Below are 16,718 nucleotides of genomic sequence, written 5' to 3'. Positions count from 1 at the left end.
CCCATGTTAATCACTCGGTCTGAACTGTATTCAGTCTGTATATTGAGGTATATTAATTAAATAACCATACAAACTAATATTATGAATTACACAGAAGAAGTAGCAAACAAGCTAAATGAATTATTAGAAAAAAATTATGATGCTGAGGCTGGATATAAATTGGCCAAAGAAAAAGTTGATAGTAAAAGATTAAAAGGATTTTTTGAAAATCAAGCGCAAGAACGATATGATTTTGGTCACGAGCTTAAAAATGAAATCCGTAACTATGGAGCAACTCCAGATAAAGGAACGAGTGTAAAAGGTGATGCGCACCGCGCATGGATGAACATCAAATCTACCTTTACCTCAGGTAATGAAGAAAGCATGTTAGAAGAGGCAATTAGAGGAGAGAAAGCTGCTGTAGAGGAGTATGATACCATAATTGCAGATATGACATTGCCGCCGTCAACAAATTCATTGTTAACGAAGCATCGTGATAATGTGCAAACAGCATTAAATAAAGTAAGTGCGATGGAAAGCATAGCATAATTTCCATAGATTATTGATTGAGGACCCTTTTGAGACATCAAAAGGGTCTTTTTTTTAGATGTAAATAAGTAAATCTTTTGCTGCTTTTGTTCATAACTACATTTTTAAAAAGAGTTTCAATCACGTATATTTAAAATTCTGATTTTAAATTTTAATCGATTTTTAAATAACTGTTTTTAAGTTAATTAACTGGTTGAGTATAACTGATTTTTTTGACTTAATAATAATAATTTGACAACTCGATAACGCAACACTCATTCTACTATGTATCTCATTTTTGACACTGAAACTACAGGATTACCTAAACGCTGGGATGCACCTTATACAGATGTAGACAATTGGCCACGTGTGATACAAATTGCATGGCAATTGCATGATGAAATGGGTAACCTTATTGAGCACAAAGATTATCTAGTTAAGCCAGATGGTTTTGATATACCCTATGATGCAGAGCGTATTCATGGTATCTCTACAGCACTTGCAGATCAGCAAGGTGTGCCGCTAGAAGAAATGCTGTCTGAATTCAATATAGCACTTAGTAAAGCAAAATTTGTAGTAGGTCAGAATTTAAAATTTGATTTAAACGTTACTGGTGCAGAGTTTGAGAGAACTCAAATCGCAAACGATTTACAAGAGATCCCAGTACTAGATACCTGTACAGAGCACACTGCACAATTATGCCAGATACCTGGTGGTCGTGGTGGTAAATTTAAGTTACCTACACTTACAGAGTTACATCAGTTTCTTTTTAATCAACCGTTTGGAGAGGCCCATAACGCCACTGCAGATGTTGAAGCGACAACTAGATGTTTCTTAGAATTAATACGTAAGCAACAATATTCAAAACAACAACTAGACGTTGCAGACGATTACTTTGTACGCTTTCAACAACAGAATCCGGCACCTATACGACCTGTAGGGATTACTCATATTAATCTTAAGAAAGCATCAGATCAACTAAAAGAATCTGCGTCACCAGAGCTTTCTAAACAAGAAATTAAAGAAAATCTAGAGGAACTTAATGAAGCACAATTTGCGCATTTACATTCTCATTCTCAATTTTCAATATTGCAGTCTACTGCAAGTGTTCAAGATCTTGTAATGGCAGCTGCTGCAAATGACATGACTGCTGTAGCCATGACAGACCATGCAAATATGATGGGAGCTTTTCATTTTGTAAAAGCGGTAAAAGCCTATAATGCGAGCCTAGTAAATGATGATGATAATGAGTTACAAAAAAAGCCATTAAAACCTGTTATAGGTTGTGAGTTTTTTGTTTGCGAGGATATGAATGATAAGTCCCATAAAGACAATGGGTATCAAATCGTATTGCTGGCCAAAAATAAAAATGGTTATCTCAACATTGCAAAAATGTCTAGTAAAGCCTATGTAGATGGGTTTTATTATGTTCCTAGAATTGATAAAAAATTAATTCAAGAGTTTAAAGAAGACGTTATTGTCCTTACTGGTAACATGTATGGAGAAGTGCCTTCAAAAATCCTCAACATAGGAGAAAATCAAGCCGAAGAAGCACTTCTTTGGTGGAAAGAAGAATTCGGCGATGATTTATATGTTGAAATCATGCGTCATGGACAGGAAGATGAAGATAGAGCAAATGAGGTTTTGATATCGCTTTCGCGAAAGCATAATATCAAAATGGTAGCGACTAATAATACTTATTACGTACATAAGGAAGATGCAAATGCACACGATATTTTATTATGTGTAAAAGATGGAGAGAAGCAAGCGACACCTATAGGTCGTGGACGTGGTTATCGATATGGATTGCCTAATCAAGAGTACTATTACAAATCTGCTACAGAGATGAAACTTTTGTTTAAGGATTTGCCTGAGGCGATTCTTAATATTAGCGAAGTTCTAGATAAGATAGAACCCTTTGAACTAGCACGAGATGTACTATTACCTAAGTTTGATATTCCAGAACAGTTTCTAGACGCGCAAGATGAACATGATAATGAAAAACGTGGTGAGAATGCTTACCTAAGACACTTAACTTATGAAGGTGCAAAAATACGTTATGGTGAGATTACACCAGAAATTGAAGAACGTCTAGATTTTGAACTAGAAACGATCCGTAAAACGGGATATCCAGGATATTTCTTAATTACTTGGGATTTTATAAAGGCTGCTAGAGACATGGATGTAGCAGTAGGTCCTGGTCGTGGTAGTGCGGCAGGTAGTGTAGTCGCCTATTGCTTATGGATTACAAATGTAGACCCGATACATTACGACTTACTTTTTGAGCGTTTCTTAAATCCAGATCGTGTAAGTATGCCAGATATTGATATCGATTTTGATGATGAAAATCGATACAAAGTGATGGATTATGTCATTGAGAAATATGGAGCCAGTCAGGTGGCACAAATTATTACTTATGGTACCATGGCGGCAAAATCTTCCATACGTGATACCGCTAGAGCATTAGATTTACCACTTAATGAAGCAGATCATATTGCAAAATTAATTCCTGATTTTGCTAAGCTTAAAAAGATTTTTGCTCTTGAAGATAATGAGATTCGTAGCAAATTCCGTGGTGAGGATGCTGACATGGTTGAAGAGCTTAGAGGTATCGCAGCAGGATCTGACCTGGCTGCTGAAACTTTAAGACAAGCTCGTATTTTAGAAGGTTCTGTAAGAAATACTGGAGTTCATGCCTGTGGTGTGATCATAACACCTGCGCCACTTACTAATTTTGTGCCAGTTGCTACCGCAAAAAATTCAGACCTTTATGTAACCCAATTTGATAATGAGGTTGTAGAAAGCGCGGGATTGTTGAAGATGGACTTTTTAGGGCTTAAAACACTAAGTCAGATTAAAGACACTGTTGCAATTATTAAAGAGCGACACCATATTGATCTCGATATCGAGTCTATACCATTAGATGATGCTAAAACTTATGAGCTTTTTCAAGAAGGTAATACAATAGGGATATTTCAGTATGAAAGTGCTGGTATGCAAAAGTATATGCGTGATTTAAAACCGACGCAATTTGCAGATTTAATTGCCATGAACGCCTTGTATCGTCCTGGTCCGCTTGAATATATACCAGATTTTATTGATAGAAAACATGGTGTAAAAGAGATAAGCTATGATCTTGATGGTATGGAAGAGTATCTTTCAGAAACCTATGGTATTACCGTCTATCAAGAGCAAGTAATGCTACTTTCTCAAAAGCTTGCAAACTTTTCAAAAGGTGAAGCAGATGTCTTGCGTAAGGCAATGGGTAAAAAGCAAATGGCTACACTGCAAAAAATGAAGCCTAAGTTCTTGGATAACGGAGAATCAAATGGTCATGATCGTGAAATACTTGAAAAAGTATGGAAGGATTGGGAGGCGTTTGCATCTTATGCATTTAATAAATCTCACTCTACATGTTATGCATGGATAGGTTATCAAACGGCTTATTTAAAAGCTAACTATCCTGCTGAGTTTATGGCAGCAACCTTGTCTAATAACATGAATCAGATTAAAGACGTTACTAAATTTATGGATGAGTGTAAGCATATGGGATTACCTGTACTGGGTCCAGATGTTAATGAGTCTAACTATAAGTTTACCGTAAATAAACATGGTGCCGTACGTTTTGGGATGGGAGCAGTGAAAGGCTTAGGTCATGGAGCGGTAATGACGATTATTGAAAATAGAAAGGATGGTCCGTACAAAAGCATCTTTGATATGGCAAAGCGTATTGATCTGCGTGCTGCAAATAAGAAGTCTTTTGAAGCACTAGCCTTAAGTGGTGGTTTTGATGGATTAGGAGGCGAGAATAGAGCACAGTATTTCCATCAATCTGATAATGGTCAGATTTTTCTAGAGCAAGTTGTGAAATATGCTCAAAAATATCAAGAAAATGAAAATAGTGCTCAGGTAAGTCTTTTTGGAGAAGCTAGTGATGTACAGATTCCAGAACCAGAATTACCTATCTGTGAAGATTGGGGCACCATGGAGAAATTGAAACGTGAAAAAGAAGTTGTAGGTATTTATATCTCAGGTCATCCACTCGATGATTATAAAAAGGAGATGGAATTTTTCTGTAATACAGGACTGTCTAGTTTAAAAGACTTACATGGTTTAGTAAATCGAGATTTGACCTTTTGTGGAGTGATAAGTGATGTCCAACATCGTATTACAAAAACTAATAAAGGATGGGGAATGTTTACGGTAGAGGATTATGAAGACAGTTTTGAGTTCAGACTTTTCAATGAAGATTACTTGAAATTTAGACACTTTTTAGTGCCTAATTCTTTCATCCATTGTAAGATAAAAATCAAGGAAGGTTGGATTGATAAAAAGACTGGTAAGCCTACAGATCCACGTATCAATTTTATGGCGATGCAACAACTACAAGACTTAATGGCTAGCAGTGCAAAAAAACTAACCATTCAATTTCATATTAGTGAGGTAGTTGAGAATAGAGTGGAATGGTTAAAGGATGTCATAGAAACTCATAAAGGTGATCATCAATTGTTTTTTAATCTAGTAGATCATGAAGAAAAAATCTCTTTGAATATGCCTAGTCGTTTAAAGAAAGTAAATGTGACTAATGAATTGTTAGATCTATTAGATGAACAAGGCATTAATTATGGTGTGAATTAAGCCCAAATCACTAAGCAACATATCGCTATAAATAAGTCTAATGGTGACAGCCTGTGATATGGAATAGGATTTGATTACTTTTGTATATAGAATTTTAAATAGCAAGTAAGATGGCACTAGAAATAACAGATGCAAATTTTGAAGAAACAGTATTAAACACTGATAAGCCAGTATTGGTTGACTTTTGGGCAGCATGGTGTGGACCATGTCGTATGGTAGGTCCTATCATTGATGAAGTAGCTACAGATTATGACGGTAAAGCCGTGGTAGGTAAAATGGATGTAGACGCAAATCAAGAGTTTGCTGCAAAATATGGTGTTCGTAACATCCCTACAGTTCTAGTTTTCCAAAATGGAGAAGTAGTAGGACGTCAAGTAGGTGTTGCTCCTAAAAATGCATATACAGACGCAATAGACGCATTATTGAACTAGATTATAGTTCTTAATTTATAAAAAGCCTGTTTCCATTAAGAAACAGGCTTTTTTATGCATTTAATTTATTTTTTTTCAAGTTTAACAAGATTTATATTTTTAAATATTTAACCTATTTGTTTAAAATTTAATACAATGCTAGTATATCGTTGATGGCTATTACGGTATCTTGAAAATAAAAATATTGATCATGAGCAAGACTATAGTATTGAAGCAACGACCAGATGGTACACCTAAGAATAATGATTTTGAAATCATTAATGAAAATCAACCATCCATTAAATCAGGAGAAATACTGCTAAAAGCAAAATATGTTTCTGTTGATCCTTACTTAAGAGGTCGCATGCGTGATGAAGAGTCTTATATAGAGCCATTTAAAATCAATAAACCAATCGCTTCCACTGTAGTTGCTGAGGTAGTTGAGAGTAAAAATGAAAAATATAAGGAAGGTGATTTTTTAACAGGAATGCTAGATTGGAAAGAATACCAAGTGCATACTGGGGATAATTTGCGTAATGTAGATGGTGACAGTATCTCTCTAAGTGCCTATTTAGGAGTTTTAGGTTTAACAGGATTAACCGCTTACTTTGGATTAAATAGGATAGGAGAACCTAAAAAAGGTGAGACATTACTAGTATCTGGTGCAGCTGGTGCGGTAGGTTCCATAGTAGGTCAAATTGGTAAAATAAAAGGATTAAGGGTAATAGGGATTGCAGGCTCTGATGAAAAAGTATCGCTACTTACTGATCAGCTGGGATTTGACGCAGCCATTAATTATAACACGACAGATGATATGGCAGCGGCTATTAAAGAATATGCACCGGACGGCGTCGATATCTATTTTGATAATGTAGGTAGTTATACCTTAGATGCTGCCATGAAAAATATAAATCGCTTTGGGCGTGTCATTAATTGCGGTGCTATCTCGCTTTATAATGAAACAGAGCAACCTACTGGTCCTCGTTTAGAGACTACACTGGTAAAGAAAAGTGTTAAAATGCAAGGATTTATAGTTCGTAATTTCGAGGAAGATTTTCCAGAAGGTGTTCAACAACTGTCTAAATGGTTAAAAGAAGGTAAGTTAAAACATGAAGAAACAATTGTAGAAGGATTTGATTCCATACCACAAGCCTTTATTGATTTGTTTGATGGTAAAAATAAGGGTAAGATGGTTGTTAAAATCTATTAGGTATGCATAACAATTAGGTTGATAAGTATTCCGCTTTCGCGAAAGCGGAATCTTTTCAGTCCTTAGTACTTTTATAAAAAGATAATTTGCAAATATTCTTGATACTCTTATCTTCACAAAATGGATATTCAAAAGGAGTTAAATAAAACTACAGGCTTTAAAAACCTTGCGCTACTAGCCAGTCAGGTAGTTGAAGGTTTCATATCTGGAATGCATAAATCTCCTTTCCATGGTTTTAGTGCAGAATTTGCAGAGCATAAGATCTATAATCCTGGAGAAAGTACACGTCACATAGATTGGAAGCTTTTTGCTAAAACGGATAAGCTATACACAAAGCGATACGATGAAGAAACTAATTTGCGTTGTCATCTGATTATAGACAATAGCCCTTCTATGCATTATCCTTCAGTTTCTAATCAACAATTAGGAAATCTCAATAAAGTAGGATACAGCGCACTAGCAGCTGCTAGTGTAATGAGTGTACTCAAAAAACAAAGGGATGCTGTAGGATTATCTGTTTACAGTGATTCTTATGAATATTACGCACCTGAAAAAGGTAGTGATAGACATCACAATATGTTATTAGATCAGTTGTCTAAAATGGTTGTGAATAAGCCTAAAGGAACAACAACAAATACCTATAAGTATTTATATGAGATTGCAGAGAAAATGAAGCGACGATCTCTCATTTTTCTTTTTACAGATATGTTCCAAAGTGACGTCCAAGAAAAAGAACTGTTTGAGGCGTTAAGACATTTAAAATATAATAAACATGATGTAGTCCTCTTTCATACCTATGATAGTGCTACTGAAGTAAATTTTGACTTTACAAATAAACCTGCTCGTTATACAGATGTGGAGACTGGTGAGCATATCGATTTATATGCAGATAATGTAAAAGAAGTTTATAAAAAAGCTGTAAGTGCTTATTTTGAAAAACTGAGAGTACGTTGTGGTCAAAATAGAATTAAATATATGCCTGTTGATATACAGCGCAATTTTGATGTAGTACTCACTACTTTTCTTTTAGAAAGACAACTTTTCAAATAATATATATACCAATAAAAAAAGCCCGTCGTTAAACGGGCTTCATAACTCTATTTTTGAAAAGAGTAAGAGTTATAAGAATAATTAATTATTCCTTCTGCAAATTTGTTTATTATGCATGCATAAAGATAATTAAAATCTTACATTTTTTCTAATATCGATAAACGGTATAAAATTCATACAAAAGGTCGTTAAAAAAGAAAGCCTATCGTGAGATAGGCTTTCGTAACCGAATGAATTATGAAAAGAGTATTAGGTTACACTTAAATCGGTACTTAAATTTTTAGGGAAAACCTAAGTCCTTTATTTGAGCATTACAAATATCTGATTATACTCTTCTTTTACTTAAAATGTGACCAAACCAGAAAAACTAATCGTCAAAGTACTTATTTGTCTGATTAACTACTCTTTTATCAATTTTATTTGGTGATTTCCTTTTACAGTTTGAACTGTGATGATGTAAACGCCACTTGTAAGGCTCTCGATAGAGTAATTGGGTAAGCTCTTTTCATAATCAAGTACTTGCTGTCCTTTCATGTTGTAAATTTTCATGCTTTGAATGTCTTCAGATAATCTGAAAGAGTTTTGAGCAGGATTAGGATACAACTTTATACCTGTCGTTAAGTTGGAGCTGTCTTCATTACTTAATGGATCTTGTAATTGCTGAGTAGAGTAAACTCGATATTCACCAGGTTGTAGATTAATCATTGCAGTGGTATTAGTAATATTTACAGTTGTATTACTGAAGTATTCATACCAAGTTCCGTTTTGACTAAAATTTGGATTAACATTTTGGGCTGTAATGCCATAATTTGCCAGTACAACGACGTCAAAGACAGGTCCATTTAAATTAATACGTTTTGTAACTCCAGACACATCTAGGTTGTTGTTTGTAGTGTTCCACGTATCTGGATATTTAGTTTTAAAACCTATCATAGTAGCAGTAACATTATATAAGTCCAAGCGGTCTTGGTCAGTATCATAATTCAGTGTCCATGGTATCGGTTTGCGACCTGTACGACCGTTCTGATCAATATCTATCTCATAGCCTAACTCGCCAAACTGCCAAAGCATTTTAGGGCCAGGTATGCTGTATAATATCGCAGCAATAGCCTCTTGTCTATCTAATGCTACAGGTAAACTACGTACGTTATGCGAAGAATTTGCGGCGTTTCCAAAATTTAAGTTCTTATACATTAAACGTTGCTCATCATGACTTTCTGCATAAGCAACTAGGTGCTGGTCATTCCATCCTCTAGCTAGATAGTACGATCTAAAAACATCATTGTTACTAGAATAACCCATAGAATTTTGATTAAACTCATCAGTCATCTTGCCCCATAGCATAAAGCCTGCATTTGCTAGGGCTGTCTCTTCAGAGTTATCGCCTAAATGTTCAAGAATCATGTATATATCATTGCTATTTGCATTCCAAATGGTGTTCTTATAATCGTTAAGAATATCTACTCTAGATTGATCATATGCACTCCATGCGCTAATGTTACCTAGTGTGAAGTTTTGAGTAAATCCTTTCGAAAGATCAAACCTAAAACCGTCGATACGATACTCATCGATCCAGTATTGTAATGTCTGTTTAACATAGTCTCTGGTCCACTGGCTCTCATGATTGAAATCATAACCAACATTAAAGTCGTGCGTAGGAGAAGAATTTAAATAAGGGTTGTTTGCAGCTGGTCTAAAGTTATTTTCATCCCACCAAAGTTGACACAATGGACTTTGCGAAAAGGCATGATTATATACTACATCTATTACAACAGCAATTCCTCTAGAATGACATAAATCTACTAACTCTTTAAATTTTTCTGGGGTACCGTATGCTTTATCTAATGCTCCATGAAACTTAGGATTATAACCCCAACTATCCGTTCCTTCAAACTCATTTACTGGCATTAATTGTAGCGTATTGATTCCTAATGTTTCTAAATAGTCAATACGATTTATTACTTCTTGAAAACTATCGTTCTCTGAAAAGTCACGTACTAATAGTTCATAAATAACTAGGTTTTCCTTATTAGGTTTCTGAAAATTATTAACCGTCCAATTATAAGGTGTCGCTTGATAAGTATATAATGATACATCACCAGTTGTAAGTCCTGTAGGATATGTTGGTAAATTAGGGTAATTACCAGGCTTGATATATTGATCACTATCTGGATCTAATATTAATCCAGAAAATGGATCTGCAACTTTGAAAGTATAATCAACTATATATTGATATTGAAAAGTCTGTCCAGCAGTAAAGTTTGAACTAGGAACGGTTACCCAGAAGTAGTCACCATCTTTAAACATTTGAAAGTTAGTGTCTAGGTTCCAGTTTGTAAAATCACCTATTAAGGCAGCATCCGTTTTTCCTGGAGCAGCGAGTAAAAAAGTGACACTACCATCTGCATTCTCATTGACTCCATTTTTAAGCCCAGCAGGTCTTGTTTGCGTTTGCGTTGCCGCAGGAACAAAAACGTTCACAGCATCTGTGATTTGTTGTGCTCCATTATCTGCAGTTAATTCTATTGTGTGTCCACCTGTCGTATTAAAAGTATACGGTGATGTGATGTTCATAGAACTAGCCGCAGTGCCTATTGATGTATTATTGACCTTTAATTCAAGTGTTGCATTTTGAGAAGCGTCACCTGATATATTGATGGTTTGATTTAAGGTAAAAATATCTCCATCTGCAGGTGAGGTAATTAATGCATTTAGGCCTGGTTGAAAAATAGGTAGAAAAATATCTGGACTTGTTTGGGCATTTGCTGCTGCGTTTCTTACAACTAGGCATATTTCACTAACGACATCACCAGCAGTAACATTATAAAATGATTCTATATCAGATCCAAGTGTTAATTGGTAAATGTTTCCACCTGTATTTACAAATTGAGGTGCGCCATTATTATCATTAAATGTGGGCACAATGATGTTTTGCCATCTATTTCCGTTAATCGTTACACCTGTGTAGGCATACAGTGTGCCTGTAGTATTTTCTAAAGCTGTACCAGTAGAATCAAATATTAATGTAACCTGATCGGTTTGTGTAGGTGTGGAAGGGTTTGTGGTTACCTGCGCTTTCGCGAAAGCGAATCCTATAACCGCTAAAAAGAAAAGTAAATTATTTTTCATAGTAAAGTCTTTAATCTAAAAAAGGGCTGTTGCCAGCCCTTTTTAATTATTATAAGTCCATTATTACTGAACTGGAATTAATATGTAACGACCATCTAAATCATTAAAGAAGATATCGTAAGCTCCTGGAGCGATAGGCACATTAGGACCATCTTGAGTTCCCTGACCTGAGAATTCAGTATCGCTTCCCCAGTTAGTCGCCCAATCATCGTTTGCTCTAAACTTCATCTCACCAGATATAAGAGTAACGTTTCTTAAGCTCCATTTGTGAGGATCAAAGCTGGATTGATTCATAGCTGTACTAGCGCCCCATCCTGCAGGAGTACTATCACCTATAATACCAACCGTTGTGTAAGTTGCCGCAGTTGCTGCAGTACTATTAGCTGTTATAGAGAAACTAGAAGCTCCTTCTGAAGAGTTGGTCACGCCATCTACATCTACCACAAAGTCATAGTAACCAGCAGCAGGTGCAGCAAATGAATTAGGGTCACTACCACCACCATCATTAACTCCTACAGCTCCATTGCGCTCACCATACTGTGGCTGCCAGAATCCTAGAGTAGAAAGTAATTTAAATTCATCACCGTTGAAATAACCTGTGTAATAATAAACGGTTTCGTTTGCTGGATCACGGAACAACGCAGGGTTGTTGTTATCATTACTCCATCCAGCTTCCGTAGCTGCTCCAACTAGATATAAGTCTGAGAATGGATATGCTGCAAAAGGAGTGATAATGATGTTTACCTCATTTGAAACTATAGGGTTAACAGCTGGGTCTGCTGTAGTAGCTACAACTCTTAATTTATAATTACTAGCAACAGTTGCTTCTCCACCTAGTGCAATCGCAGCCGCATTTAACGTTTCATAAGTAACGGCAACATTAGTCTCAGTACTAGCTCCTAATATTTGTGGTGCACTATAGTCACCCATGTCAGTATCCATTTGTAAAGTATAGTCTATTTGTACAGGTACTTCAAGGCTTATAGCGTTCCATGTAAAACGCTCTGCTAGGTCATCACCATTAAACTCTGTTACTTCAAATGCTCCAGATCCTGGAGATAATGTAATTTCTCCAGCGGTATTAGTGTTTAAATTGAATTCTTCAGAATCATTGTCATCACAAGATGTGATAGCAGCAATTGCTAAAAACGATAGTATTAATATTGAAAACTTTTTCATCGTATTGCTTATTTATAATTAGTATCCAGGATTCTGGATTAGGTTAGGATTTAAATTTACTTCTTGTGCTGGAATAGGTAATAAATTACGGAATGGAGCGGTTGTAGTTCCAGATTGAACATTTCCTTTCCATGCCCATACTTTACCTGTCGTGAATTTTCCGAAACGGATCAAATCTTGACGTCTATGCGTTTCCCAATGGAGTTCTCTAGCTCTTTCATCTAGTATAAAATCTAGGTCTATATCACTTGCTGTGATATTACCACTAGTGTTTCCATAAGCTCTTTCACGTAGTTGATTGATATAGCCTTCGGCTATGTTTAAGTCTCCGCCAGCAGCGCCTCTTACAGTAGCTTCAGCATACATTAAATAGGCATCTGATAATCGAAATACTGGGAAATCTATATCAACAAAGTCTCCTACAGTATCGCTACCAGCATTACCATTTACGTCGATGTTTTTAAATTTCTGAATAGCAAACCCATCTTTGAATCGTCCAACATCAGCAATTTCTAAATTTTGATCTTGAGTAAAGAAAGTTTCACGCTGGTCTGCGCTATTTTCCATTCCTGGGAATAACTCAACAAATTCCTTTGTCGTACGTATTCCACCCCAACCGCCGTTGATACCAAATTCTGAAGGGTCCATATCTCCACCAACTGGCGCGTGTGTTAAGTAAGTTGTTCCACCAAATGTTTGTGTATTTAAACCATCAAAGTTTAGAGTCCATATAAACTCGCTTTGTGCGCCATTACTATCATTATCTGCATAGAAACTATAAGCATATGGTACTGAAGGAATAGTGTATCCACCATTAATTACTTTATTCGTATAGATTAAAGCATCATCATTTCTTTCTGTTCCAGTATACACTTCGGCATTTAAGTATAATTTTGCTAATAACATTTGTAGGGCAGCTTGATCTGCTCTTCCATATTCATTCATTCCTGCTGGCATCATAGCATCTTCTATTGCAAGAAGTTCAGATTCAATCCAGTTGAATAAATCGCTTCTATTTATAGCGTCTAATCCATTTGCTACATCTGTATTTTCTGTACTGAAAGGCATAGTCCCAAATAGATCCATACCATGATAGTAAGAATAGGCTCTCAAGAAACGCGCTTCATTTCTATAATCTGCAACTTCAGCTCTAATATCACTAGGAACATTGAACTCATTAAGTTTTGCATCTGATGATAGTCTTATAAACTCATTACATACAGCTATCTGATAGTTTATTCTAGAGAACATAGCGTTGATGAACTCATTTCCATCTGTCCACACGTGACCATGAAGATCTTTAATAGTCCCGTCGTTCCATGCGATGATAGCTTCATCTGTAGTTAGCTCTTGCATGTTCCAGTATAATCTTAAGTAGTTTGAAAAACCACCATCTATTCCAGAAATATCTGCGTTTCCATCACCACCAGATTGTCCACCTAGCATTAATCCTGCATAGGCTTTTGCAATAAGACCGCGATATGTAGTAGGGTCTTTTAATAAATCAGCTTCTGTTAGAGAATCTCCATCTGGCTCTACAGTAAGTACATCATCACAAGCTGTGAATAATAGCATACCTAAGAAAACCAAAATAATCGATTTATACATTTTCATATTATTGCTTTTTTAAATTTTAAAAATTAAATCCTAGACCTAAGATGATTCCGCGATTTCTAGGGAACAGATTGTTATCAATTCCATTGAAAACCTCAGGATCTACACCATCATAATCTGTAATTGTAAGTAAGTTAGTTCCTGTAATAGAGGCTCTTATATCCACTTTGTCGCCAGGGAAGTTATATCCTAACGATACGTTATCTAATTTGACAAAGTCAGCTTTTTGAAGATAGTAATCAGAAAACACTTCTTGATCACTAAATCCTGTGTTTAAAAAATCTGATGGAGTATTAAGATACAGCGGATTTTGAGTATTAGTAGGGAAGATAGTGGCAAGGTTTGCTGAATTAGAGCTTACATTGTTGTAATTATATCCACCTGCGGCACCTCTTAAAGTAGCACTTAAGTCAAATCTCTTATAAGAGAAGTTAGTTGTTAAACCAAAATAAGCGTCATGATTAGCTTTCTTGTAACGTACTCTGTCAGCATCGTTAATCACATTGTCACCATTAGTGTCAACAAAGACACCGTCAAGAGGCGCACCATCTTGATCATATACCTGACGGAACACGTGGAATGTAGTAGGATCAGATCCTACGGCCCATTCTTGAATATTATTACCTACTCCACCAGAGATACCACCTACTCGCACAGGATCATCATTTGCACCAGCAAGATCAGTAATTTCAATTTCTTGGAATGTAATGTTTCCACCAATGTTCCAAGTCATATTTTCTGTCTCAAGAACTTTTACATTGATACTCGTTTCAATACCACGACTTAAAGTAGAACCTGCATTTTGAATACTACCGTTTTCTAATCCACCTGCCGGAAGTGGACCGAATAATAATAGATCAGATGTTTCTCTATAGAATCCATCAACACTACCCGTTAAACGGTTGTTAAAGAAACCTAAGTCAATACCAGCATTCCATTGGTCTGTTGTCTCCCAAACTAAGTCTATTGATCCTTCTGGACGTATGGTTGTTACAAACTGATTACCGAATTGAACGGCCGCCGTTTGTTGACCTGGAGTAAATGTAGATAAATAAGCAAATGGAGCACTGATTTCTTGCTGACCAGTCTGACCAAATCCACCACGTATTTTTAATTGTGAAAGAACGGTACTGTTCTTTACAAAGTCAGTGTTCGTCAACTTTAAAGCTCCGCTGACTCCGTAGAAGTTTGCCCATCTATTGTCTTTAGAGAATCTTGAACTACCATTACGAGAATAACTTCCTGAAAGAACAAGCAAGTCATTAATGTCAAACGATGCTCTACCAAAGAACGTTACAATTGAATTCTCATCTGGTGAAGAAAGGAAATCTACTAGCAACCCATTTTCTAATCCACGGTCAAAAGATTGTCTAAAGAAAGTTTGAACACTACTACCTAAAGTAAGGTCCATTTGAGTATTTATTTTTTCTAAGTTCTTTTTGTAATCAAAACGACCATCAAGAAGGTTATTTCTTCTTATACCACGACTGAAGTTTTTAGAAGCGACGCGATCACCTGCCCCAGAATTTGCATCTCTTAAAGAATAAGAGTCAAATTCATTATAGTCGATACCAGCATTACCTGTAAATTTAAGTCCTTTAACAGGTAGCTTATATTCTGCATTCATGTTAAGTCTCGCCTGATAGTTATCTAATTGCGAGTCTAAACTGTTTAAAAGCCCTAGAGGATTTCTAGGTGCATTAGGCTCTATACCTGTAGAGTTTGTATACTCAAAATATCCACCATACAAATCACCACCACTGAAGATAGGTTGTGTAGGATCAAAAACTACGGCTGCACCTACAGCACCTGTATCTGCATTTCTTATTTCTTCTTGGGCTAATTGAGAAGTGAATGTTAGTTTTAACTTATTATCCAATAATTTCTGGATGACATTCAAACTTAAACTTGCTCGTTCATAACCAGAGCGCTGTAATGTACCATGTTCATTATTGTATCCTAGAGAAGCTCTGATAGATGTGTTATCATATCCCTTTTCAATGGTAAGGTTGTGAATGGCACGAGTACCATTTTGGTAGATAGCATCTTGCCAGTCAGTATTTGCGTCTCCTAATATAGAAGTGTCACGACCTTGGTCAGCTACCATTTGACGAAATTCATCGCCTGTTAATACATCTGTATAGTTGTCTACCTTTTCAACAGCAAACTGTACATCATATCTTACCTTAAGATCGCTACTGAAATTGGCCTTTTTTGTAGTAATTAAAACAACACCATTAGACGCACGATTACCATATATAGCCGTTGCAGATGCATCTTTTAAAATAGTGATACTTTCAATGTCATTAGGGTTAATGGAGTTTAAACTTGCATTACTTTGATCTAGCGGCACACCATCTACTACATAAAGAGCATCTTGACTACCAGATAAGGTAGAACCAGGACGTACACGTATAACAGGTCCGTCTCCAGGGCGACCACTTGCAGCCGTAACTTGCACACCAGCAGCTTTACCAGCGATTAATTGACCTGGTGAAGTAATGGCACCTTTATTAAACTCTTCTGACTTAATAGTTTCTTGAGCACTAGTAACATTTTCTTGTTTAATACTACCATAACCTATTAATACAATCGCGTCTAATTCTGACGGATCTTCAGCTAGTGCAATGTCAATTGTGCTTTGACCAGTATAAGCTACTTCTTGAGTAGTATATCCTATGTAAGAAAAAACAATGACTGCACCATCTGGTACATTATTAAGAGTGTAATTCCCATCGAAATCTGTTGCGGTACCATTAGAGGTTCCTTTAACAAGTACACTGGCGCTAGGGACAGGTAATCCAGTACTTGCATCTTTAATTGTTCCTGTGATAACACTTTGGGCAACAGCTAGCAAAGGTAAGATTAGGAGCAATAAAGCAGTTTTAAATTTTTGATTCATTACTGAAATTAGTTTAAATTAATAGTTAATATCTTCTTCTCACACGCCCCAAAAATATGTAAACCTTATGTTAAGAAAC

The 16,718-nt window shown here is 36.0% G+C and carries 9 protein-coding genes; 5 read left to right on the top strand and 4 right to left on the bottom strand.

Annotation, left to right across the window (positions count from 1 at the left end):
* The first annotated feature begins 81 nt into the window (after positions 1 to 81).
* The 5 genes from IL45_RS08080 to IL45_RS08060 all read left to right on the top strand — a co-directional run bounded on the left by IL45_RS08080 (position 82) and on the right by IL45_RS08060 (position 7,815).
* The gene (locus IL45_RS08080) at positions 82 to 528 is read left to right on the top strand and encodes a ferritin-like domain-containing protein (protein ID WP_036582592.1); all 447 of its coding nucleotides are present in this window, start codon (positions 82 to 84) and stop codon (positions 526 to 528) included.
* A gap of 264 nt (positions 529 to 792) precedes the next feature.
* On the top strand, positions 793 to 5,145 hold the full coding sequence (dnaE, locus tag IL45_RS08075; RefSeq protein ID WP_036582589.1) for a DNA polymerase III subunit alpha: 4,353 nt from the start codon (positions 793 to 795) through the stop codon (positions 5,143 to 5,145).
* Between the two features lie 110 nt (positions 5,146 to 5,255).
* A complete protein-coding gene (gene trxA, locus IL45_RS08070) occupies positions 5,256 to 5,576 on the top strand; it encodes a thioredoxin (protein WP_036582587.1) in 321 nt (106 codons plus the stop codon).
* A gap of 190 nt (positions 5,577 to 5,766) precedes the next feature.
* Positions 5,767 to 6,765, top strand: coding sequence for an NADP-dependent oxidoreductase (locus IL45_RS08065; RefSeq protein WP_036582585.1), 999 nt, complete (start codon positions 5,767 to 5,769; stop codon positions 6,763 to 6,765).
* A 120-nt stretch (positions 6,766 to 6,885) separates the two neighbouring features.
* Positions 6,886 to 7,815, top strand: coding sequence for a DUF58 domain-containing protein (locus IL45_RS08060; RefSeq protein WP_036582582.1), 930 nt, complete (start codon positions 6,886 to 6,888; stop codon positions 7,813 to 7,815).
* Between the two features lie 399 nt (positions 7,816 to 8,214).
* Here IL45_RS08060 and IL45_RS08055 read toward each other — a convergent pair whose 3' ends face one another.
* The 4 genes from IL45_RS08055 to IL45_RS08040 form a co-directional block, all read right to left on the bottom strand.
* Entirely contained in the window at positions 8,215 to 10,944 is a 2,730-nt protein-coding gene (locus IL45_RS08055; RefSeq protein ID WP_036582579.1) for an alpha-amylase family glycosyl hydrolase, read from the bottom strand.
* Between the two features lie 63 nt (positions 10,945 to 11,007).
* Entirely contained in the window at positions 11,008 to 12,123 is a 1,116-nt protein-coding gene (locus IL45_RS14800; RefSeq protein ID WP_051788700.1) for a SusF/SusE family outer membrane protein, read from the bottom strand.
* Between the two features lie 18 nt (positions 12,124 to 12,141).
* Positions 12,142 to 13,737: a RagB/SusD family nutrient uptake outer membrane protein gene (locus IL45_RS08045; protein ID WP_036582576.1), complete on the bottom strand. Its 1,596-nt coding sequence runs from the start codon at positions 13,735 to 13,737 to the stop codon at positions 12,142 to 12,144.
* Positions 13,738 to 13,756: 19 nt separating this feature from the next.
* Positions 13,757 to 16,612 carry a SusC/RagA family TonB-linked outer membrane protein gene (locus IL45_RS08040; protein WP_235183333.1) on the bottom strand — a complete coding sequence of 952 codons (2,856 nt, stop codon included), beginning with the start codon at positions 16,610 to 16,612 and terminating at the stop codon, positions 13,757 to 13,759.
* Positions 16,613 to 16,718: the final 106 nt, after the last annotated feature.

It is taken from the genome of Nonlabens ulvanivorans (assembly GCF_000732625.1).
GTDB lineage: Bacteria > Bacteroidota > Bacteroidia > Flavobacteriales > Flavobacteriaceae > Nonlabens > Nonlabens ulvanivorans.
This window is presented reverse-complemented; position numbering and strand designations above follow the sequence as displayed.

What these genes read in the sequence shown, in the direction of transcription:
- IL45_RS08080 (WP_036582592.1), top strand. Translation starts at nt 82, where the DNA reads ATGAATTACACAGAAGAAGTAGCAAACAAGCTAAATGAATTATTAGAA.
- dnaE (WP_036582589.1), top strand. Translation starts at nt 793, where the DNA reads ATGTATCTCATTTTTGACACTGAAACTACAGGATTACCTAAACGCTGG.
- trxA (WP_036582587.1), top strand. Translation starts at nt 5,256, where the DNA reads ATGGCACTAGAAATAACAGATGCAAATTTTGAAGAAACAGTATTAAAC.
- IL45_RS08065 (WP_036582585.1), top strand. Translation starts at nt 5,767, where the DNA reads ATGAGCAAGACTATAGTATTGAAGCAACGACCAGATGGTACACCTAAG.
- IL45_RS08060 (WP_036582582.1), top strand. Translation starts at nt 6,886, where the DNA reads ATGGATATTCAAAAGGAGTTAAATAAAACTACAGGCTTTAAAAACCTT.
- IL45_RS08055 (WP_036582579.1), bottom strand. Translation starts at nt 10,944, where the DNA reads ATGAAAAATAATTTACTTTTCTTTTTAGCGGTTATAGGATTCGCTTTC.
- IL45_RS14800 (WP_051788700.1), bottom strand. Translation starts at nt 12,123, where the DNA reads ATGAAAAAGTTTTCAATATTAATACTATCGTTTTTAGCAATTGCTGCT.
- IL45_RS08045 (WP_036582576.1), bottom strand. Translation starts at nt 13,737, where the DNA reads ATGAAAATGTATAAATCGATTATTTTGGTTTTCTTAGGTATGCTATTA.